The sequence below is a fragment of the Streptococcus sp. HMSC076C09 genome (assembly GCF_001837905.1).
In the GTDB taxonomy this organism is placed as follows: Bacteria; Bacillota; Bacilli; order Lactobacillales; family Streptococcaceae; genus Streptococcus; species Streptococcus parasanguinis_I.
Window position 1 is genome coordinate 181,136 of the sequence record NZ_KV834646.1, and the last position, 20,252, is coordinate 201,387.

A 20,252-nucleotide genomic window follows, 5' to 3' on the forward strand; every position below is an offset into this window, starting at 1 on the left:
AAGTAATACGATGAAGGAGTTTTTATATGTCTAGTGGACTAATTGTTCTCATCTTTATTGTCGCCCTTATCTTGATTGTAGGATATGTGGTTGCAGTCATATTGAGAAAACGAAATGAAGCCTTACTGGCAGCACTGGAAGAACGAAAAGAAAAGTTATACAACCTTCCGGTCAACGATGAAGTAGAGGCCGTAAAAAACATGCATTTGATTGGTCAAAGTCAAATTGCATTTCGTGAATGGAATCAAAAATGGGTAGATTTATCCTTAAATTCATTTGCTGATATTGAAAACAATCTGTTTGAAGCGGAAGGCTATAATAATTCTTTCCGTTTCATGAAGGCTAAACAAGCCATTGACAATATCGAAAGTCAGATCCAGTTGATCGACGAAGATATCAAAGCGATTCGCCAAGCCCTTTCAGATCTTGAAGAGCAAGAACAAAAAAATAGCGGACGCGTGGTTCATGCCTTAGATATGTTTGAAGAACTTCAAAAAGAAGTCACTTCAGATCCAGATCGTTATGGCAGTGCGCTTCCTGAAATTGAAAAGCAAATTGGAAATATTCAATCTGAGTTTTCACAATTTGTCACCTTGAATTCTTCAGGTGACCCTGTTGAAGCAGCTGAAATCCTTGATACAGCTGAGAATCATATTGTGGCCTTAAAACAAATTGTTGAGCGAGTGCCAGAAATTGTCACCGCTCTTCAGTCAAAACTTCCAGACCAATTAGAGGATTTGGAAAGTGGCTACCGCAAGCTTTTGGAATCTGGCTACCACTTCACTGAAACAGATATTGAATCTCGTTTCCAACAGTTGCATGCTTCCTTGAAGAACAATATGGCAAATGTATCCGCGCTTGAATTGGACAATGCTATTTACGAAAATGAGCAAATTCAAGAGGAAATCGATGCATTGTATCACATCTTTACTCGTGAAATCGAATCACAAAAAGTCGTGAAGAAGTTAGTGAAACAACTGCCTGGCTATTTGAAACACGCAAAAGATAACAATAGCAACCTTGCAGCAGAAGTGGAACGCCTTAGTAAAACATTCGTCTTGAATGAAAGCTTCAGCCAACAGTTAAAAGAGTTGGAAGCTGAGCTATCTTCACAAGAAAATGTGGTAGAAGATGCCTTGAAAGATTCATCTGAAACACAAAAGGCCTATTCTATTGTAGAAGAAGAATTAGAAGCTATTGAAGCTCGCTTGAAAGAAATCGAAGATGAGCAAATTGGCTTAAGTGATTCCCTTTCAAAAATTGAAAAAGACGATGCCAATGCTCGCCAAAAAGTTAATATCTATGCCAACCGTTTGCATGCCATTAAACGCTATATGGACAAACGAAACTTGCCAGGAATCCCTCAAGAATTCTTGGAATTATTCTTCACAGCAAGCAACAATACAGAGGCTTTGATGGATGAGTTGGAAGGGGATAAAATCAACATCGAATCAACCAATCGTTTGTTAGATATTTTGACCAATGATATGAATGAATTGGAAGAAGCGACTTATCGAATTGTACAAAATGCTACTTTAACGGAGCAGTTGTTGCAATATTCAAATCGCTATCGTTCATTTGATGATCATGTTCAAGCTGCCTTTGATGAGTCCCTTTATATTTTCGAAAGAGAATATGACTATGCGGCTTCCTTCAAAGTCATCTCAGATGCTTTGGAGATGGTAGAAGCTGGAGTGACCGATCGCTTTGTTACTTCGTATGAAAAAACTCGGGAGCAAATTCGCTTCTAATAACAAAAAAACGACTTTTTAGGAGGTCGTTTTTTTATCTTCAAATGATCATTGAAACTTGAAATTTAAACCCTATTTTTGTATAGTAAGGGAGAAATAAGAAAGGAAAGCGATGAAAGAAGTAACCGGTCTCCTCGTTATGGATGTAGATGGAACTTTGATCCAACAAGAAGGAATTGATTTACTAGCTCAAGAAGCTGGCGTGGGACAAAAAGTAGCAGAGATTACGGCACAAGCAATGAATGGAGAGTTGGATTTTAAAGCATCTTTACAGGCGCGTGTCGCTTTATTGAAGGGATTAGAGGCCTCTATTTTTCCGAAAATTGTAGAGCAGATGGACGTCACACCGGGAGCTAAGACCTTAATCACGGAACTTCATCAAAGAGGTTACAAGGTTGGCCTTGTTTCAGGGGGATTTCATGAAGTCATCGACCCCATCGCGAGGTCTTTAGGAATTGATCTGGTCCGCGCCAACCGTTTGCAGGCTTCTGATGGTTGTTTGACAGGTAAAGTCCTCGGTGGGATAATCACACCTGAAAGGAAAAAAGAGTCCCTCCTGACATGGGCGAAAGAAAATCATGTCCCACGAAGTCAGACGATTGCGATGGGAGATGGTGCCAATGATCTTCCGATGATTGAAACAGCCGGTATCGGGATTGCCTTTATGGCCAAGCCAATCGTCGCTGAGCGAGCCCTATATCGTATTGAGAAGAGGGATTTAAGCCTTGTTCTTGAAATTTTAGACCAGCATAGAAAGGAAACAGCATGCATATCCTACTAGCCCCGGATTCATTTAAAGAATCCTTATCTGCCAAACAAGTAGCAGAAGCCTTGAAAAAAGGATTTCAAGAGGCTCTACCAGATGCAACTTTTGACCTCCTTCCTATTGGGGATGGTGGCGAAGGAACCATGGAAACCCTAGCTGGTGTTCTAGATGTAACTGAGTACCAAACGCAAGTAACCGGACCATTTGGACAGCCTGTTTCAATGTCTTACTACCAAAAAGATGAGATGGCATTTTTTGAGATGGCCTCTCTTGTTGGCTTAGGCTCTATCCCAGCTGAAAAACGCAATCCACTAGAACTAGAGACACGAGGAATTGGTGAACTGATTTTGCAATTGGTTGACCAAGGGGTTAAAACGATCTGTGTGGGAATTGGTGGTTCAGCGACCAATGATGGTGGGATTGGGATGGCAGCCGGACTAGGGGTAGCCTTCTATGATGACCAAGGTCATCTGCTTCGTCCTGTAGGTGCTTCGATCGGTCGTGTGGATAGAATAGATACCAGTGCGGTTCCAAATGCTTTACAAGACATCGAGCTCCTGGTCTTAACGGATGTCACCAATCCTCTCTGTGGCAGTCAAGGAGCAACCTATATCTTTGGCGGGCAAAAGGGTTTGAATCCCCTTCTGTTTCCAGCTGTCGACCAGGCTATGCAGGATTTTTACCAGCTAGCAGATGCCCGAATTTTATCCATGGCTGGCGCCGGAGCTGGAGGTGGCATGGCAGCTGGCTTGGTCGCATTTGCGGGTGGTCAGGTTTCCTCGGGAATTGAGAAAAGTTTGGATCTAATCGACTTCGATCGTAAGGTTCAAAAAGCGGATCTGGTCGTCGTGGGAGAAGGTAGGATGGACCTCCAATCTCTGTCTGGAAAAGCTCCTGTCGGGGTAGCCAAACGAACACCAGATAAGATCCCAGTGCTTGCTATTTGTGGGGCCTTAGCAGAGGATTTGCCAGCTTTCCCAAGTCATCATATTGAGGCTGCCTTCTCTATTGTACCAGGTCCTTGTGAGGTGGCAGATGCACTTACTCATGCTGAAAAAAATCTGATTTCCTGTGCTCGAAATATTGGTAACCTCTTAAAAATGAAAGCAAACTAAAGAACCAATTGAAAAGGAAATTCCTTTTCAATTGGTTCTTTCTTTAGCCAAAGAGGCGTTTCCAAAATGATTTTTTTTCAGGTGCTGTGCTCTCTTCCTTCTTTTCAAACAAATTTGGATACTGGAGGCTGATATCGGTTGGAGAAATTCCAGATGGATGATCAGTATGGATGATGAGACCAAAGGGAGAGTGGCGACAGTCATCTGAAACAATGCTTGCCACAAGACCAAGATCCTTTGTTTTTTTCAAATATTGAAGTTGGCTGCTTTCATCCAAGGCAGGCGAAATCTTGACCAATACAGGTTCAAAGCGTTCTGAAATGTTCGTAAGAATTGAAGAATAGTGCTCCAAATAGAGATTGTCCCTTGCCTCCTCCAAGGTACATGATGCAATCACACGCTCCTCATATGTCTCCAAAAATCGACGCTGTTCATCAGGATTGAACCGAGTAGGACCAGCAGCTTTTTCTAAAATCGTTTTATTAATATCTGTCATAAGTTTAGTATAGCATAAAGCGTAGCAGAAGAGTAGAGGAATGCTAAAAAATTAAATAAGGAAGGGAAATGGAAGAAAATAAGGCAGTGGAACCGTTTTCTTGTTAAAAACTTCTCAATTTTCGTAGATTTCCTTGTTTTTTCTTGAAAAAATAGCCTAATTACGATATGATAGAGGAGTAAAAAATATAACTCAATAAGGAGAGTAAGAAATGTCAATTATTACTGATGTTTACGCTCGCGAAGTCCTAGACTCACGCGGTAACCCAACACTTGAAGTAGAAGTTTATACTGAATCAGGTGCTTTCGGACGTGGTATGGTTCCATCAGGAGCTTCTACTGGTGAACACGAAGCTGTAGAACTTCGCGACGGTGACAAATCTCGTTACGGTGGTCTTGGAACTCAAAAAGCTGTTGACAATGTAAACAACATCATTGCTGAAGCAATCATCGGCTACGATGTTCGTGACCAACAAGCTATTGACCGTGCAATGATCGCTCTTGACGGTACTCCTAACAAAGGTAAATTGGGAGCAAACGCAATCCTTGGTGTGTCTATCGCTGTAGCTCGTGCTGCTGCTGACTACCTTGAAATCCCACTTTACAGCTACCTTGGTGGATTCAACACTAAAGTTCTTCCAACTCCAATGATGAACATCATCAATGGTGGATCTCACTCAGATGCTCCAATCGCTTTCCAAGAATTCATGATCGTACCTGCTGGTGCACCTACATTCAAAGAAGCTCTTCGTTGGGGTGCTGAAATCTTCCACGCACTTAAGAAAATCCTTAAAGGTCGTGGTCTTGAAACAGCCGTTGGTGACGAAGGTGGATTTGCTCCTCGTTTTGACGGAACTGAAGATGGTGTAGAAACTATCATCGCTGCTATCGAAGCTGCTGGTTATGTTCCAGGTAAAGACGTATTTATCGGATTTGACTGTGCATCATCAGAATTCTACGATAAAGAACGCAAAGTTTACGATTACACTAAATTCGAAGGTGAAGGAGCTGCTGTCCGCACTGCTGCTGAACAAATCGACTACCTTGAAGAATTGGTAAACAAATACCCAATCATCACTATCGAAGATGGTATGGATGAAAACGACTGGGACGGTTGGAAAGCTCTTACTGAACGTCTTGGTGGTAAAGTTCAATTGGTTGGTGACGACTTCTTCGTAACAAACACTGACTACCTTTCACGTGGTATCGAAGAAAAATGTGCTAACTCTATCCTTATCAAAGTTAACCAAATTGGTACTCTTACTGAAACATTCGATGCTATCGAAATGGCGAAAGAAGCTGGTTACACTGCCGTTGTATCACACCGTTCAGGTGAAACTGAAGATTCAACAATCGCTGACATCGCAGTTGCAACAAACGCAGGACAAATCAAGACTGGTTCACTTTCACGTACAGACCGTATCGCTAAATACAACCAATTGCTTCGCATCGAAGATCAACTTGGTGAAGTAGCTGAATACCGTGGATTGAAATCATTCTACAACCTTAAGAAATAATCTAGTTTACTAGACTAAAAAGATCCTTGAGTTTTCTCAAGGATCTTTTTTGCGATTGGTATAAACAAAAACTCCTCAACTAAAGCGTTGAGGAGTAGTTCTATTAGAACAAGCCTTTGATTTTGTCCAAGGCACCGCTGACCATTTCATTTCCAGATACAAGCCCTTTGGCTTGTTCAAGGTAGTCACCGAGGTTGTCTTTGTTGTCATCAACAAATTTCTTTGCAGCGTCGAAATCTTTCTTTTCGATCATTTCTTTTACTTGGTTAAATAAGTCCATTGGATTCATGCTTGGATCTCCTAAAATATAAGTTGTGAAGTCAGGCTCGCGCCTTTTTCTCATCTATTTAATCATTTTTTTAGAGGTTTGACAACTAAAACGACTTAATGAAAAACTGTACAAACGGCCTCTGGAACATAGAAGTCGTCGGATAGAAGGGTCAATTTTCCGCTAGTAGAATCTCGTTTGAAGACGGTGGCATTAGGTGAATCTTGATGGGCTGCGATCAAATAGTTTTGATCAGGACTAAGCGTGAAATCACGTGGATTGAGCCCTTGAGTTGGAACAATTTCAATCAGTTCTAGACTACCATCAGCCACAACTTTGAAGACAGCGATGGAATTGTGAGCACGGTTAGATGCATAGAGGAATTTTCCATCAGCTGAGAGCTTGATCGCAGAAGCCCATTTTTGACCATCGTAGTCTGATGGAATTGTGGAAACAGTTTGGAAGTGTTCGAATTCACCCATACCGTCATAAAAGAGTACATCGATCGTAGCATTTAATTCATTGATGAGATAGGCAGTCTTATAGTGGGGATGAAAGACCAGGTGACGAGGTCCTGCCCCTGGAGCTGTTTGATACTGATTGATCAGGGTTAGGTTTCCTTCCTCACTGACATCATAGACATGCAAACTGTCTGTTCCTAGGTCACACGTGATCAAGTACTGATCTGGTGTAAGGTCTGCATAGTGGGTATGTGGACTTGCTTGATTGGCATGAGGACCACTTCCTTGGTGGGTGTCTTGATTGACAAAGGACAAACGCCCATCTGACTCTAGCTTATATACGAGAACTTGGCCTTTGTGATAGTTGGCTCCATAGATCAGTTGACGCTTGTCATCGACAGAGACATAGCAGAGTGGTGCTCCCTCTTCAACAACGTGATTGAGCGGCTGAAAATCAGCTGTAAAACTTGCGATTCCTCCTTTTCCCTCTTCAGCTCCGACACTGTAGAGGTTGCCTTTTTCAGAAAAAGCGATATAGGTTGGATTGGGCTCAGCTGCCACTAGTTCAAGTTGGCTCAATGTCCCTGTTTCAGGGTCAAATTGTGCCTTGTAAATTCCTTTGGATTCTTTTTTGGTATAGGTACCGAAATAAATGGTTTGAGACATAGGACACCTCGTATGATTTGTTAGGTTTATTATATCAAAGGTCCTATTGGAAGGCAATTGCTAGTTGAAAAGGCGAGGGCCTTTCTTTCTTATTTTGCTAGTTTTTTCGTAACTTCAAGCTCAAAAAATGCTAAAATAGAAACAGATTGAAATGAAAAGGAGTTCTCTGTGGATAATAAAGAAAAACAGTTTAGTTTGTCCTGGTTTTTTAGATGGTTTTTAGACAACAAGGCCATTACCGTATTTTTAGTTACCTTGCTGTTGGGCTTGAACCTTTTGGTTTTGAGTAAAATCACCTTTATTTTTATTCCTATTTTTGAGTTTGCAGGAGCCGTCATGCTGCCTGTCATTATTTCTGGTTTGCTCTATTACCTGCTTAACCCTATTGTTGACTTTCTTGAAAGAAAAGGACTCAAGCGGATTTTTGCGATTTCCTTAGTCTTTTTCTTGATTGCAGTGCTTTTAATTTGGGGTCTAGCTGTAGTGATTCCATCCGTCCAACGACAAGTGGTGAGTTTCTTTCATAACCTGCCAACTTATTTGGAAAAGGCCAATGCAACCATCGATGATTTTCTAGATAATCGCGTCTCCTCAGATATCAAACCCCAATTAGATGAGATCACTAAGGAATTGTCTGCAAACATTACTTCTTGGGCGAGTTCGATCTCTGGGCGGGCTGTCAATTGGGTCAGCAACTTGATCGGAGTGGCTTCGCAAGTCATTGTTGCCTTGATCATCATGCCTTTTATTGTCTTTTATCTTCTTCGAGATGGAAAAAATTTAAAGGGCCACATTGTTCGCTTCTTACCGACTAAGATTCGTAAACCGGCTGAACAAGTTCTCTCAGATGTCAACACCCAACTCTCCAATTATGTTCGAGGGCAAATTACGGTAGCCATTGTCGTCGCCATTATGTTTATCCTCTTCTTTAAGATCATTGGCTTACGTTATGCGGTGACACTTGGGATCTCTGCGGGGATCTTGAATTTGATCCCTTACTTGGGTAGTTTCTTAGCCATGTTACCTGCTTTAGTTTTGGGCTTGGTAGCAGGACCAGAGATGTTTATCAAGGTCTTAATTGTATTTGCAGTGGAGCAAACCATTGAAGGACGTTTCGTATCACCTTTGGTTTTGGGAAGTCAGTTAAATATCCATCCGATTACCATTTTATTTGTGCTCTTGACGTCAGGATCTATGTTTGGAATCTGGGGAGTTTTCCTTGGTATTCCGGTCTATGCATCTGCTAAGGTGGTGATCGGAGCTATCTTTGAATGGTATAAGGTCGTTAGTGGCTTGTATGAAGAACACAATGAAATAGAAGAGGAAACACAGAGTGAGTCATAGTCAACAAATGGTAGAGGCTCTTGATCAGCAAGAGCTAGAAGAAGCAGAAGTTCAATTTCAAAAGGCCTTGTTAGAAGATAGTGAAGCGCAATTATTGGATTTGGGTCAATATCTTGAAAGTATCGGTTTTTATCCTCAGGCAAAAGAGGTTTATGAACAGATTGCAGAAACCTATCCAGAAGTATATCTGAGTTTGGCAACCATCCTTGCAGAGGAAGGGCAAACGGAAGAGGCCTTTGCATATTTAGAAGAAATTGGCCCTGAGTCTAACTGGTATGTAGCCAGTCTCTTGGTTAAGGCCGATCTCTATCAGCTGGAAGGTCTCGCAGATGTGGCGCGTGAAAAGTTAGTTGAAGCAGCCAGTCTGTCTGATGATCCCATCATTCAATTAGGGCTAGCTGAAATTGATCTGGAATTGGAACGCTATCAAGAGGCTATCCAAGAGTATGCCCAGTTAGACAATCGGGAGATTTTGGAAGCAACAGGAATTTCCACCTATCAACGGATTGGTTTTGCCTATGCCAATCTTGGTAAGTTTGAAGCAGCTGTTCCTTTCTTAGAGAAAGCTCTGGAGATTGAGTTTGATGACCAGATTGCTTACGAATTAGCGACCCTATTGTCTGACCAAGAAGAATTCCAAAAAGCCCTGATCTACTACAAACAAATTGATACCTTGTCGCCTGATTTTGAGGGCTATGAGTATGGTTATGCCTTGGCTTTACAGGCTGAAAATGACCGTGAAAAAGCGCTTGAGATTGCTAAACAAGGGATCCAGAAGAATCCATTTGATGCCCAATTGAAGCTCCTTGCTTCTCAGCTTTCTTATGAACTCCACCAACCTGAGCAAGCAGAAGCTTATCTATTAGAGGCTAAAGAAGTGGCAGATGATATAGAAGAGATTGCTCTTCGCCTGACCACCCTTTATTTGGAACAGGAACGCTTTGACCAAGTCTTGGATTGGCAAAATGAAGAAGTCGAAACGGTTGTCACCCGTTGGAACATTGCCCGTGCTTTGGCTGCCTTGGAGAAAACAGAAGAGGCCGTCTCAGCCTACCAAGAGCTCTATGAGGATTTAAAGGACAACCCAGAATTCCTCGAAGCCTATGTTTATTTGTTGCGTGAGGCTGGAGATGTGACGAAGGCGCGTGAAGTGGCTAATCAGTATTTGGCGATCGTACCAGACGATGTGCAGATGCAAACCCTCTATGATAGCCTCTAATCAAAACCATATCGTGAAGATTCGGAATAGTTTGTGGTATACTGGTAGAAGATAGAATGAGGAGAGAAAAACATGGAACCAGTGAAACTTTTTCAATACAATACCTTAGGTGCCCTAATGGCGGGTCTGTACGGGGGGTCATTTACGATAGGAGAACTCTTAGAACATGGGAACCTCGGAATTGGGACGCTGGATTCTATTGATGGAGAGTTGATCGTATTAGATGGTAAGGCATATCAGGCCAAGGGATCTGGCGACCATCCTGAAATTGTTGAAGTTTCTCCGGATGCCAAGGTTCCTTATGCAGCAGTCGTTCCTCACCAAGCAGAAGTGATTTTCCGTCAACGCTTTGAAATGACGGACGAGGAATTGGAAGCTCGTATTGAGTCTTATTACGATGGCGAAAATCTTTTTCGCTCCATTAAGATTCGTGGTGACTTTGTCAAGATGCATGTCCGTATGATTCCAAAATCAACACCAGAGATGAAGTTTGCAGAGGTTGCAACCCATCAGCCAGAGTATACACGGGAAAATGTCACAGGGACCATCGTCGGTTTTTGGACACCAGAAATTTTCCATGGCGTGAGTGTGGCAGGATACCATTTGCACTTTATTTCAGATGACCATACCTTTGGTGGCCATGTAATGGATTTTGTCATCTCAGAAGGGATTGTAGAGGTGGGGGCTATCGATCAGCTGGATCAACGTTTCCCAGTCCAAGACCGTCAGTACCTCTTTGCCAAATTCAATGTCGATGAGGTCAAAGAAGATATCCATAAAGCAGAATAAAAAGAGGCTGGGACAAAAGTCCTAGCCTCTCAATTATTTTTGGATTGTCGAGCAAGACGCAGTGGTTGAGTGGGCTCTACTACGCTGATTTCATCAGCTTTTACAGCCCTACTCAACTGTGCGGAGGTGGGACGACGAAATCGAATTCTAACGAATTACCGATTTCTGTCCCACTCTCTTTTATTTTTGAAATCAGTCTGTTAGTTTCATGGCTTTGATTTTTTCTTCTTCTGGGGTAACCCTCAGAGTCTTCTGGCCAGTATAGGTCACAAAGCCTGGTTTTCCTCCGGTTGGTTTATTGAGTTTCTTGGCTTCGATCATATCTACTTGTACCAGATTTGAGAGACGGGCCTTGGAATAGTAGGCGGCCAACTCTGCGGCATCGGTCTTCACTTCATCCGTCGGATCGAGATTTCCTGTAATGACGACATGGCTGCCTGGGATATCTTTGGCATGGAACCAGAGCTCGTCTTTTTTAGCGATCTTAAAGGTCAGTTCATCGTTTTGCAGATTATTGCGACCCACTAAAATGATGGTTTTGCCATCACTAGCCAGGTATTTTTCTGGTTTTTTCCGTTTATGGATTTTTTCTCGGTTGCGCCGTTTGATAAAGCCGGTCTGGATTAACTCTTCACGAATCTCTGCCACCTCAGCCAGGCTCGCTTGAGAAAGGGCCGTTTCAACAGTTTCAAGATAAGAAATGGTTTCCTTGGTTTCTTGAATGAGGATGGTCAAATGTTTGACGGCTTCTTTTAACTTCTGGTAGCGTTTGAAGTAGCGTTGGGCATTTTGATTGGGGGTCAGGGCCTTGTTAAGTTGAATGGTGATCGGTTCATTTGTATAGTAATTATCCAAAACAACCTGGTCTTGGTCGTTGGGTACCTGATGGAGGAAGGTTGTCAGCAATTCTCCTTTTTGGCGGAATTCTTCCGCATTGTCGGTCGCCACTAACTCAGCTTCTTGTTTGGCTAATTTTTTCCGGTTCTTTTCAAGATCGTTTTCGACCTTGCGGATCAATTCACTGGCCTGTTGTTGCACTCGATCGCGCTCAGCCTTGTCTCGGTAATAGTTATCCAGCAGATCGGAAAGTGTCTCAAAGGTTTGATTGGTCGCATCTGCAAAGGGGATAGCCGAGAAGGATTTGGTCGTTAGGCGAGGCTCAGAAGGTGCCTCGAAAAAGGCACGGAAGGTCTTTAATTTTTCATCCGTCTCAAGTCGCTTGGCCAATTCTTGAGCCGTATCTCGCCCCAAACCTTGGAAACATTTTTGAAGGTTCTTTGGGCTTAATTCTTCCTTGTGAAGAAGGGCAAAGAGGGCTTCATCTCCAATTGTAAAAGGATTGACTGCGTTGGTTTTCGGAGGAGCTACATAGGTTGATCCAGGGAGAATGGTCCGGTAGCTATTTTGTGAGAAGCCGACATGTTTAATGGCTTCGATAATTTTATTGCTGGTGCGGTCCAGGAGAATAATATTACTGTGCTTGCCCATGATTTCGATCATGAGGCTGACAGAAATGGCATCTCCAATTTCGTTTTTATTGGAGACACGGATTTCAAGAATCCGGTCGTTTTCCATTTGCTCAATTCCTTCAATGACAGCGCCTTGAAGATATTTGCGCATAACCATAATAAAGGTATTGGGAAAGGCAGGATTTTCAAAGTTGGTCTGGGTCCGTTGAATCCGTCCAAAGACAGAATGGGCAGAGAGCAAGAGCTTTTGGTTTTTCCGATTGCCTCGGATTTGGAGCACCAATTCTTGCTCGAAAGGTTGGTTAATTTTTTGAATGCGACCGCTCAATAGTTCGGCCTTCAATTCTTGCACCATATGGTGTAAAAAAAATCCATCAAAAGACATGGGATTCCTCATCATTCTAGCGTTTATTCTAGTAAATTATATCAAAATTAGTGCGGAAATCCTAGAAAGAAGCTAGGGGCTGTTCAATAGAAAATGCGAACGTTTTCAAAAAAATGCAGAAAAAGTATTGACAATTTTGAAAGAAAATTTTAAAATGTAAGAAATTAGAAAAGTAGTAAATGAAAGTTTCAAGAGAGCCCACGGTTGCTGAGAGTGGGTAGCGGCAGTTTATGAAATTGGACTAATGATGAGATGAATTTGAAACAATAAAAATTCGGTTGGCACACCTTATCGTGCAACTTGTTGCTAGACAAGACAGAGATATGGGGGAGACTATCTTTTTCCCATAAGTGAGGTGGCACCGCGATGACACGTCCTCACATAGCTTTTGCTATGTGTGGGCGTGTTTTTTGTTTTAGATGAGAAGGGAGAAAAGATATGAAGAAACGATGGCGTCGCAGTCTTTAGATGATGGAAAAAAAGAAGAAAATGAAAAATAGAAGAGGTATTAAAAATGAAAAATAAACGTTTAATGGGAATTATTGGTTTGATTGCAGCAGCAGTCATTGGGACAGCGATCTATTCAGCTACAGCAGGCAAAGATAACAAGGCAGCAAGCAGCAATGAAAAGGCTAAAGTTGGGGTCTTGCAGTTGGTCAGCCACCCTTCGCTCGACTTGATCTACAAAGGGATTCAAGATGGTTTAGCTGAAGAAGGTTATGACAAGGACAAAGTGGACATTGATTTCCTCAATGCAGAAGGCGACCAAAACAAAGTTGCGACCATGAGTAAACAATTGGTAGACAAGGATAACCAAGTCTTGATTGGGATTGCAACTCCATCTGCTCAAGGTTTGGCTAGTGCAACCAAAGACAAACCAATTGTCATGGGTGCTATCACCGATCCGGTCGGTGCTAAATTGGTCAAAGATTTAAAAAAACCAGGTGGCAATATCACTGGGGTATCTGACCACAATCCAACTGAGCAACAGTTGAAATTGATCAAAGAGTTGACTCCAAACGTGAAAACAATCGGAATCCTATACTCAACCAGTGAGGATAATTCTAAAACGCAAGTAGAAGAATTTACAAAATTGGCTGAAAAAGCAGGTTACAAGGTGGTTCCTTATTCAGTACCTTCTACAAATGAAATTGCTTCAACAGTATCTGTGATGACTGGGAAAGTGGATGCCATCTGGGTTCCAATTGACAACACCATCGCTTCAGCCTTCTCAACTGTAGTCGAAGCAAACAAAACAGCTAAAAAACCAATCTTCCCAAGTGCGACAGCTATGGTAGAAGCTGGTGGTCTTGGTTCAGTCGTTGTCGACCAACATGATCTTGGAGTAGCAACTGGTAAAATGGCTGCGAAGATCTTGAAAGGTCAAAAACCTGCGGATACACCTGTTGAAATCTTTAGCCAAGGAAAATCTGTCATCAATAAAAAAGTCGCTGATGAATTGGGCATTACTATTCCAGAATCTGTCTTGAAAGATGCTGGACAAGTCATTAAATAAAAAGGAAACGAATCACAAGAATGGCAGGGGAATTTAGCATTGGTAGGTCTTTAAATTGTGATATTTAAAAATGTTTACCAGTGCTCACGACCAGCTTTGTTACTCATGATAGAGGAGAAAGATATGGAAGTTAATATAACAGATCTTCATCCGACCCAACTATATTTATCAGAAAAGAAGTTACAAGCTATTCAGATGCTGGATCAGTCGGCAGACATCATCAATGTAGATCCAATTAGTGTTCTTGCATTTGGAAATCGCTTCTTGATTACAGACGGGCATCACAGGGCTTATCAGGCTTTATTGGCAGGTCGGGATATGATTTCTGCTGAGCTTGATAGAGATGGTGGCGATGAGTTGTATGCTCTCTATGCGCAAGCTTGCGAGGAAAGAAAGATAACCTCTGTTTTGGATTTAAAACATCGTATCTTACCTCAAGATGAGTATGAAGCAAAATGGTATAACTGGTGTGATGGTTTTAACCAAGCAGCCACTCTTCTATTGAAGAAGAAAGCAGATGCAACAGACAAGGTAAATAGATAATGCACTGCCTCTTGTTCCTTTGTCTATTGAAATTAGTCTCATCTAACTTGTTTTTTAACAAAAAATCTGCTAAACTAGATAGTAATCGAATAGAAATCTGCAAGACTAGTATCTCAATGGAAGTGCGACAGGGAGAAGGGCCGTGACTGAAAGCTCTTTGCATGAAAGCTGAGTGAATTCACTTGCGTAAAGGATTTAGAAATTAAGGTCTGGTTTACAGATAAAAACGGATGGTACCGCGTGTCAACGCTCCGAATGTGGGTGTTGGCGCGTGGTTTTTTCTATGTCTGTAGAGGGACCATGGTGGAGGAAATATGTCAACGATTGAAGAACAATTAAAAGCGCTTCGCGAAGAAACGCTGGCAGCTTTGAAGCAGATCTCTGCTGAAAATGAAAAAGAATTGCAAGAACTACGGGTCTCTGTCCTTGGGAAAAAAGGATCTTTGACTGAGATCCTCAAAGGGATGAAAGATGTCTCTGCTGAGATGCGTCCGGTTATCGGGAAACACGTCAATGAAGCTCGCGATGTCTTGACGGCTGCTTTTGAAGAAACAACCAAACTCTTGGAAGAAAAGAAAGTCCAAGCTAAACTAGCTAGCGAAAGTATCGATGTGACGCTTCCAGGGCGTCCGGTTGCTAGTGGTTACCGTCATATCTTGACCCAAACCAGTGAAGAAATCGAAGATATCTTTATCGGAATGGGTTACCAAGTCGTGGATGGCTTTGAAGTGGAGCAAGACTACTACAACTTTGAACGCATGAATCTGCCTAAAGATCACCCTGCGCGGGATATGCAGGATACCTTCTATATCACAGAAGAAATCTTGCTTCGGACCCATACCTCACCAGTACAGGCGCGGGCGATGGATGCGCATGACTTTAGCAAGGGACCATTGAAGATGATCTCTCCAGGGCGTGTTTTCCGTCGGGATACAGATGATGCGACCCACAGCCACCAGTTCCATCAGATCGAAGGTTTGGTTGTTGGGAAGAACATTTCTATGGCAGACCTTCAAGGAACGCTACAATTGATCGTGCAAAAGATGTTTGGTGCAGAACGTCAAATCCGTCTGCGTCCTTCTTACTTCCCATTCACTGAGCCATCGGTTGAGGTGGACGTTTCTTGCTTCAAATGTGGTGGAGCTGGATGTAACGTATGTAAGAAAACTGGTTGGATTGAAATCATGGGAGCCGGTATGGTTCACCCACGCGTCCTTGAGATGAGTGGTATTGACCCAACAGTTTATTCAGGATTTGCCTTTGGACTTGGTCAAGAGCGTGTGGCTATGCTTCGTTACGGAATCAATGATATCCGTGGCTTCTATCAAGGGGATATCCGTTTTTCAGAACAATTTAAATTATCATGTTAGTAAAAGTTAAGCCTAATGAATTTCAAATTTTAAGGGAATTAGAGGTGGAAACCTACGGGGATACCTTTGGTCCCTACATCTCGGATGCCGATATGGAAGATTATTACCAGACAGTTTTATCGCTAGAGCAAATCCAAAAGGATTTGGCAGACCCGGAATCAGAGACCTATTTTGTCCTTGATCACCATCAGGAAATTTGTGGTTTTCTCAAGTTTAACTGGGGTAAGGCACAAACAGAGCCAGTAGAGATGGACAATGCTTTTGAAATCCAGCGCATCTATGTCAAAAAAGAACATCATGGCAAGGGCTATGGCAAGGAAATGTTTACCTTTGCCTTGAAAGAGGCTCAAAAACGTGGATTTGACTGGGCCTGGCTGGGTGTCTGGGAACGAAATTTTAAGGCACAAAACTTTTACAAACAATTCGGATTTGAACGGTTTAGCGAGCACCACTTTATCACAGGGGAAACCGTGGATACAGACTGGTTGCTGCGCAAGCATTTGAAGGAGAATCCGTAAGCTTAATTGTGGGTTCAAATTGAGAGAAAGGAATTGAGAAGATCTCACCTAGTGGGATCTTATGATCGGAATTATGTTAGTATCATATAAATGGTTAAAACAATTGGTGGACGTGGATGTGCCATCAGAAGAATTGGCTGAAAAAATGTCAACTACAGGGATCGAAGTAGAAGGTGTGGAATCGCCTGCTGATGGTCTCTCAAAAATTGTCGTCGGAGAAGTCTTGTCTTGTGAAGATGTGCCAGAGACACACCTTCATGTCTGCCAAGTTAATGTGGGTGAAGAAGAAGCCCGTCAAATCGTCTGTGGAGCACCAAATGTGCGTGCAGGCATCAAGGTCATGGTGGCTCTTCCAGGTGCTCGCATCGCGGACAACTACAAGATCAAAAAAGGGAAAATCCGTGGGTTGGAATCTCTCGGAATGATCTGCTCACTTGGTGAATTGGGCATTTCTGATTCCGTTGTACCGAAAGAATTTGCGGATGGCATCCAAATCTTGCCAGAGGATGCTGTTCCAGGAGAAGAAGTCTTCTCTTACCTAGACTTGGATGATGAAATCATCGAGCTTTCTATCACTCCAAACCGTGCAGATGCTCTTTCGATGCGTGGGGTAGCACATGAAGTAGCAGCCATCTATGACAAGGCAGTCAACTTCAAAGAATTTACTTTAACAGAAACAGACCAAGTTGCAGCGGATGCTCTTTCTGTCAGCATCGACACAGATAAGGCTCCTTATTATGCAGCTCGTATCTTGGACAATGTAACCATCGCACCAAGTCCACAATGGTTGCAAAACCTCCTCATGAATGAAGGCATCCGTCCCATAAATAATGTGGTTGACGTGACCAACTATATCTTGCTTTACTTTGGTCAGCCCATGCATGCCTTTGACTTGGATACCTTTGAAGGAAATGACATCCGTGTACGTGAAGCGCGTGCAGGTGAGAAATTAGTGACCTTGGATGGGGAAGAGCGTGAGTTGGAAACAAGTGACCTCGTGATTACGGTTGCTGACAAACCTGTTGCCCTTGCAGGTGTCATGGGGGGAGAGGCTACAGAAATCTCTGAAAAGTCTACTCGTGTAGTTCTTGAAGCGGCTGTTTTCAATGGCAAATCGATCCGTAAGACTAGTGGTCGCCTCAACCTACGCTCTGAATCATCTTCTCGCTTTGAAAAAGGCATCAATGTGGCAACTGTTAATGAAGCCCTTGATGCCGCAGCAAGTATGATTGCTGAATTGGCTGGTGCAACCGTACGTAAGGGCATCGTTTCAGCAGGCCAGTTAGACACTTCTGATGTAGAAGTTTCTTCTACTCTTGCAGACGTTAACCGTGTCCTTGGAACAGAACTTTCCTACGCGGATGTCGAAGATGTCTTCCGTCGTCTTGGTTTTGGCCTTTCTGGAAATGCAGAAAGCTTCACAGTCAGCGTTCCTCGTCGCCGTTGGGACATCACTATCGAAGCGGACCTCTTTGAAGAAATTGCTCGAATTTATGGTTATGACAAATTACCAGCAACCCTTCCAAAAGATGACGGGACAGCAGGTGAATTGACAGCGACTCAAAAATTGCGTCGCCAAGTTCGGACTATCGCTGAAGGGGCTGGATTGACTGAAATCATTACTTATGCACTGACAACTCCTGAAAAAGCAGTGGAGTTCACGACTGCACCAAGCAACTTAACGGAGCTCATGTGGCCAATGACTGTGGATCGTTCGGTCCTCCGTCAAAATATGATCTCAGGAATCTTGGATACTGTAGCTTATAATGTCGCTCGTAAGAACAAAGATTTGGCCCTCTATGAGATCGGAAAAGTCTTTGAACAGACAGGTAATCCAAAAGAAGACTTGCCAAACGAAATCAATAGCTTTGCCTTTGCTTTGACTGGCTTAGTTGCTGAAAAAGACTTCCAAACTCCAGCTGTTCCAGTTGACTTCTTCTATGCCAAGGGAATCTTGGAAGTCCTCTTTACTCGCTTGGGTCTTGAAGTGACTTATACAGCAACACAGGAAATCAAGAGTCTCCACCCAGGACGTACAGCCTTGCTCTCACTTGGTGACCAGGTGATTGGGGTCTTGGGACAAGTCCACCCTGTAACAGCTAAGGCTTATGACATTCCAGAAACCTATGTGGCAGAATTGAACTTATCTGCTATTGAAGCAGCTCTTCAACCAGCCGCAGCCTTTGTGGAAATCACCAAATTCCCAGCTGTGAGCCGTGATATCGCCCTTCTCCTCAAAGCAGAAGTGACCCACCAAGAAGTGGTTGATGCGATTCAAGCTGCTGGCGTGAAACGCTTAACAGATATCAAACTCTTTGACGTTTTCTCAGGTGAAAAACTAGGACTTGGCATGAAGTCTATGGCCTACAGCTTGACCTTCCAAAATCCAGAAGATAGCTTGACAGATGAAGAAGTCGCACGCTACATGGAAAAAATCCAAGCTTCACTTGAAGAAAAAGTCAATGCAGAAGTGCGTTAAGATGTAAAAAGATGAAACAGTTGAGAATTTCTCAACTGTTTTTTTCTTCCAGGATTTGCAAGTTATAGGCCTTAAAACCCTATAAAAATAAAGAAATTCCTTTAAGTACTCAAAATATCCATGTCAACCATCCTGCTATTATTGACAAATATTTTTATTTTTTTGACAAATATGCTTGTCAAAAAGAAAAAGAAGTGTTACAATGTTTTTAGTTGAAAGAAGGGGAGGTTTCTTATGGGAGCCATATGGATTCTATTTATCCCTTTTCTGGTTATCGTTTATGCAAGCTCAGAAAAGAAGATAAAAGGATTGAACAGACGCATCAGACGATTAGAAAAACAAGTGAAAGGAAATCAAGACATGTCTAGACTTTTAGAAGAATTGAAAGGCCAAACGGCCACTGTTACAGTAGATGGTGTTGGATTTGAGTATGAAATTATAGATATCGATGAAGATTGGGTCAAACTGACCCGTGTGATTCATAAACAACAGAGGGAAACCAAGTTAGTCCGTATCGAAGATATTCAAGGTATTCAACTATAAGGGGGCTGATGCCATGATTTTAAAAAATCGATTGAAAGAGCTGAGGGCGCGTGATGGACTCAACCAATCCGAGCTAGCCAAGCTAGCAGGGGTCTCGCGCCAGTCCATCAGTCTCTTGGAACGTGGTGAGTATACACCTTCTGTCATTATCGCCATGACCATTGCCCAGATCTTCAATGAACCAGTGGAGAATGTCTTTAGTCTAGTAGAGGGAGAAGAATAATATGAAAAAGCAACAACAAGAACGATCCGCTCGTTACCGGTTTTGGAGAAATGTCGGAATCATTACAGTTTCCGGCTTGATTGGAGGAGTCATTGGTTTTTTGACAGGCATGTTCGGATCCGAAAAACCCCTTGAAATCCAATCCTTCTTTAGTAAAGAAGGACTCCTTTGGGGTTCAATACTTTTGTTTCTTATCGTGTTTATGGTCACGATAGCCTTACTAATAAGCGCGAGAAAAGTCCATCAAAAAATGCTCCAGATAGAAGACGAAGAGGAAGCCTATCACTATGACATCCAGAAGGAAAAACTGTTTGGGTTAGCGACCATTTTTAAAGGAGTCATGATCTTGCCATACTTTTTAGTCATCATCTTTTATAGTCAATGGGTGTATATGGATAGACCTTCCACAGGGCACTTGGCTTTTATCTTTGGAGACTTTACCATGCTCTATCTCTTTCTTGTCTTGATTGCCCTATTTTTCCTATCGGATATCTTCTTTCGCAAGACCTTCCATCTGATTTATGGAAAACCGATTCCCCGCAATGCCAATGCCAATGCCAAGGAAGTGCGTGAATTTATGATGAGTATGATGGATGAAGCAGAAAAGCAGATTAGCTACGAGGAAAACTATGAAATTATCATTAAGTTAAGCAATTATATCTTGCCGATTTCCTTAATTGCGATATTCTTAGTTGGCATTGCTTTCCATACAGATATCTTGTTAGCATTAGTAGTGGTATCACTGATTTATGTCTATATCTTGGTCTCTCAGTACAAGATTACCAAACGTTATTATAAAGAGTAGAGGAGTCATC

The 20,252-nt window shown here is 42.4% G+C and carries 19 protein-coding genes and 1 other annotated feature; of the genes, 15 read left to right on the forward strand and 4 right to left on the reverse strand.

Going from position 1 to position 20,252, the window contains the following annotated elements:
• Positions 1-26 precede the first annotated feature (26 nt).
• From ezrA to HMPREF2704_RS06505, 3 genes are all read left to right on the forward strand, one after another.
• Complete coding sequence (gene ezrA / locus HMPREF2704_RS06495; RefSeq protein ID WP_070466273.1) at positions 27-1,751, forward strand: septation ring formation regulator EzrA; 1,725 nt, start codon at positions 27-29, stop codon at positions 1,749-1,751.
• A 112-nt stretch (positions 1,752-1,863) separates the two neighbouring features.
• Positions 1,864-2,532, forward strand: a complete 669-nt coding sequence (gene serB, locus HMPREF2704_RS06500; protein ID WP_070466271.1) for a phosphoserine phosphatase SerB — start codon at positions 1,864-1,866, stop codon at positions 2,530-2,532.
• On the forward strand, positions 2,517-3,632 hold the full coding sequence (locus HMPREF2704_RS06505; RefSeq protein ID WP_049475343.1) for a glycerate kinase: 1,116 nt from the start codon (positions 2,517-2,519) through the stop codon (positions 3,630-3,632). Before serB ends, HMPREF2704_RS06505 begins: the two co-directional genes overlap by 16 nt.
• A 43-nt stretch (positions 3,633-3,675) precedes the next feature.
• Here the strand turns inward: HMPREF2704_RS06505 and HMPREF2704_RS06510 are convergent, their stop codons facing one another.
• On the reverse strand, positions 3,676-4,128 hold the full coding sequence (locus HMPREF2704_RS06510; RefSeq protein ID WP_045759659.1) for a DUF1694 domain-containing protein: 453 nt from the start codon (positions 4,126-4,128) through the stop codon (positions 3,676-3,678).
• 211 nt (positions 4,129-4,339) lie between these two features.
• On the opposite strand from HMPREF2704_RS06510, the gene eno reads away from it, so the two are divergent.
• Positions 4,340-5,644: a surface-displayed alpha-enolase gene (gene eno, locus HMPREF2704_RS06515; RefSeq protein ID WP_049475342.1), complete on the forward strand. Its 1,305-nt coding sequence runs from the start codon at positions 4,340-4,342 to the stop codon at positions 5,642-5,644.
• 103 nt (positions 5,645-5,747) lie between these two features.
• On the opposite strand, the gene HMPREF2704_RS06520 is transcribed toward eno, so the two are convergent.
• Positions 5,748-5,933, reverse strand: coding sequence for a hypothetical protein (locus HMPREF2704_RS06520; protein ID WP_009731358.1), 186 nt, complete (start codon positions 5,931-5,933; stop codon positions 5,748-5,750).
• A 95-nt stretch (positions 5,934-6,028) separates the two neighbouring features.
• Positions 6,029-7,039, reverse strand: coding sequence for a lactonase family protein (locus tag HMPREF2704_RS06525; protein WP_049507697.1), 1,011 nt, complete (start codon positions 7,037-7,039; stop codon positions 6,029-6,031).
• A gap of 168 nt (positions 7,040-7,207) precedes the next feature.
• On the opposite strand from HMPREF2704_RS06525, the gene HMPREF2704_RS06530 reads away from it, so the two are divergent.
• The 3 genes from HMPREF2704_RS06530 to budA all read left to right on the forward strand — a co-directional run bounded on the left by HMPREF2704_RS06530 (position 7,208) and on the right by budA (position 10,391).
• Positions 7,208-8,383 carry an AI-2E family transporter gene (locus tag HMPREF2704_RS06530; protein WP_070846022.1) on the forward strand — a complete coding sequence of 392 codons (1,176 nt, stop codon included), beginning with the start codon at positions 7,208-7,210 and terminating at the stop codon, positions 8,381-8,383.
• Positions 8,373-9,602, forward strand: a complete 1,230-nt coding sequence (locus HMPREF2704_RS06535; protein WP_070846024.1) for a tetratricopeptide repeat protein — start codon at positions 8,373-8,375, stop codon at positions 9,600-9,602. The genes HMPREF2704_RS06530 and HMPREF2704_RS06535 overlap by 11 nt, the downstream gene beginning before the upstream one ends.
• 72 nt (positions 9,603-9,674) lie before the next feature.
• Positions 9,675-10,391 carry an acetolactate decarboxylase gene (budA, locus tag HMPREF2704_RS06540; protein WP_070846026.1) on the forward strand — a complete coding sequence of 239 codons (717 nt, stop codon included), beginning with the start codon at positions 9,675-9,677 and terminating at the stop codon, positions 10,389-10,391.
• Positions 10,392-10,583: 192 nt separating this feature from the next.
• Here budA and HMPREF2704_RS06545 read toward each other — a convergent pair whose 3' ends face one another.
• Entirely contained in the window at positions 10,584-12,245 is a 1,662-nt protein-coding gene (locus HMPREF2704_RS06545) for an Rqc2 family fibronectin-binding protein (protein ID WP_070846028.1), read from the reverse strand.
• 150 nt (positions 12,246-12,395) lie between these two features.
• Positions 12,396-12,627, forward strand: a binding site (T-box leader).
• A gap of 132 nt (positions 12,628-12,759) precedes the next feature.
• Here HMPREF2704_RS06545 and trpX point away from each other — a divergent pair.
• The 8 genes from trpX (at position 12,760) to HMPREF2704_RS06585 (ending at position 20,242) form a co-directional block, all read left to right on the forward strand.
• Positions 12,760-13,761, forward strand: coding sequence for a tryptophan ABC transporter substrate-binding protein (gene trpX, locus HMPREF2704_RS06550; protein ID WP_037615563.1), 1,002 nt, complete (start codon positions 12,760-12,762; stop codon positions 13,759-13,761).
• Between the two features lie 123 nt (positions 13,762-13,884).
• The gene (locus HMPREF2704_RS06555) at positions 13,885-14,304 is read left to right on the forward strand and encodes a chromosome partitioning protein ParB (RefSeq protein ID WP_070661943.1); all 420 of its coding nucleotides are present in this window, start codon (positions 13,885-13,887) and stop codon (positions 14,302-14,304) included.
• A gap of 314 nt (positions 14,305-14,618) precedes the next feature.
• A complete protein-coding gene (gene pheS / locus HMPREF2704_RS06560; RefSeq protein WP_070846030.1) occupies positions 14,619-15,674 on the forward strand; it encodes a phenylalanine--tRNA ligase subunit alpha in 1,056 nt (351 codons plus the stop codon).
• Positions 15,668-16,192: a GNAT family N-acetyltransferase gene (locus HMPREF2704_RS06565; RefSeq protein WP_070846032.1), complete on the forward strand. Its 525-nt coding sequence runs from the start codon at positions 15,668-15,670 to the stop codon at positions 16,190-16,192. Before pheS ends, HMPREF2704_RS06565 begins: the two co-directional genes overlap by 7 nt.
• Before the next feature lie 73 nt (positions 16,193-16,265).
• On the forward strand, positions 16,266-18,671 hold the full coding sequence (gene pheT / locus HMPREF2704_RS06570; protein ID WP_070846078.1) for a phenylalanine--tRNA ligase subunit beta: 2,406 nt from the start codon (positions 16,266-16,268) through the stop codon (positions 18,669-18,671).
• 234 nt (positions 18,672-18,905) lie between these two features.
• Positions 18,906-19,214, forward strand: a complete 309-nt coding sequence (locus HMPREF2704_RS06575; RefSeq protein WP_024056335.1) for a PH domain-containing protein — start codon at positions 18,906-18,908, stop codon at positions 19,212-19,214.
• Positions 19,215-19,227: 13 nt separating this feature from the next.
• The gene (locus HMPREF2704_RS06580; protein ID WP_024056334.1) at positions 19,228-19,437 is read left to right on the forward strand and encodes a helix-turn-helix transcriptional regulator; all 210 of its coding nucleotides are present in this window, start codon (positions 19,228-19,230) and stop codon (positions 19,435-19,437) included.
• 1 nt (position 19,438) lies between these two features.
• Positions 19,439-20,242: a DUF3169 family protein gene (locus HMPREF2704_RS06585; RefSeq protein WP_070846034.1), complete on the forward strand. Its 804-nt coding sequence runs from the start codon at positions 19,439-19,441 to the stop codon at positions 20,240-20,242.
• Positions 20,243-20,252: the final 10 nt, after the last annotated feature.

What these genes read in the sequence shown, in the direction of transcription:
- serB (WP_070466271.1), top strand. Translation starts at nt 1,864, where the DNA reads ATGAAAGAAGTAACCGGTCTCCTCGTTATGGATGTAGATGGAACTTTG.
- budA (WP_070846026.1), top strand. Translation starts at nt 9,675, where the DNA reads ATGGAACCAGTGAAACTTTTTCAATACAATACCTTAGGTGCCCTAATG.
- HMPREF2704_RS06565 (WP_070846032.1), top strand. Translation starts at nt 15,668, where the DNA reads ATGTTAGTAAAAGTTAAGCCTAATGAATTTCAAATTTTAAGGGAATTA.
- pheT (WP_070846078.1), top strand. Translation starts at nt 16,266, where the DNA reads ATGTTAGTATCATATAAATGGTTAAAACAATTGGTGGACGTGGATGTG.
- eno (WP_049475342.1), top strand. Translation starts at nt 4,340, where the DNA reads ATGTCAATTATTACTGATGTTTACGCTCGCGAAGTCCTAGACTCACGC.
- trpX (WP_037615563.1), top strand. Translation starts at nt 12,760, where the DNA reads ATGAAAAATAAACGTTTAATGGGAATTATTGGTTTGATTGCAGCAGCA.
- HMPREF2704_RS06585 (WP_070846034.1), top strand. Translation starts at nt 19,439, where the DNA reads ATGAAAAAGCAACAACAAGAACGATCCGCTCGTTACCGGTTTTGGAGA.
- HMPREF2704_RS06545 (WP_070846028.1), bottom strand. Translation starts at nt 12,245, where the DNA reads ATGTCTTTTGATGGATTTTTTTTACACCATATGGTGCAAGAATTGAAG.
- HMPREF2704_RS06510 (WP_045759659.1), bottom strand. Translation starts at nt 4,128, where the DNA reads ATGACAGATATTAATAAAACGATTTTAGAAAAAGCTGCTGGTCCTACT.
- HMPREF2704_RS06555 (WP_070661943.1), top strand. Translation starts at nt 13,885, where the DNA reads ATGGAAGTTAATATAACAGATCTTCATCCGACCCAACTATATTTATCA.
- HMPREF2704_RS06580 (WP_024056334.1), top strand. Translation starts at nt 19,228, where the DNA reads ATGATTTTAAAAAATCGATTGAAAGAGCTGAGGGCGCGTGATGGACTC.
- HMPREF2704_RS06520 (WP_009731358.1), bottom strand. Translation starts at nt 5,933, where the DNA reads ATGAATCCAATGGACTTATTTAACCAAGTAAAAGAAATGATCGAAAAG.
- ezrA (WP_070466273.1), top strand. Translation starts at nt 27, where the DNA reads ATGTCTAGTGGACTAATTGTTCTCATCTTTATTGTCGCCCTTATCTTG.
- HMPREF2704_RS06505 (WP_049475343.1), top strand. Translation starts at nt 2,517, where the DNA reads ATGCATATCCTACTAGCCCCGGATTCATTTAAAGAATCCTTATCTGCC.
- HMPREF2704_RS06575 (WP_024056335.1), top strand. Translation starts at nt 18,906, where the DNA reads ATGGGAGCCATATGGATTCTATTTATCCCTTTTCTGGTTATCGTTTAT.
- HMPREF2704_RS06525 (WP_049507697.1), bottom strand. Translation starts at nt 7,039, where the DNA reads ATGTCTCAAACCATTTATTTCGGTACCTATACCAAAAAAGAATCCAAA.
- pheS (WP_070846030.1), top strand. Translation starts at nt 14,619, where the DNA reads ATGTCAACGATTGAAGAACAATTAAAAGCGCTTCGCGAAGAAACGCTG.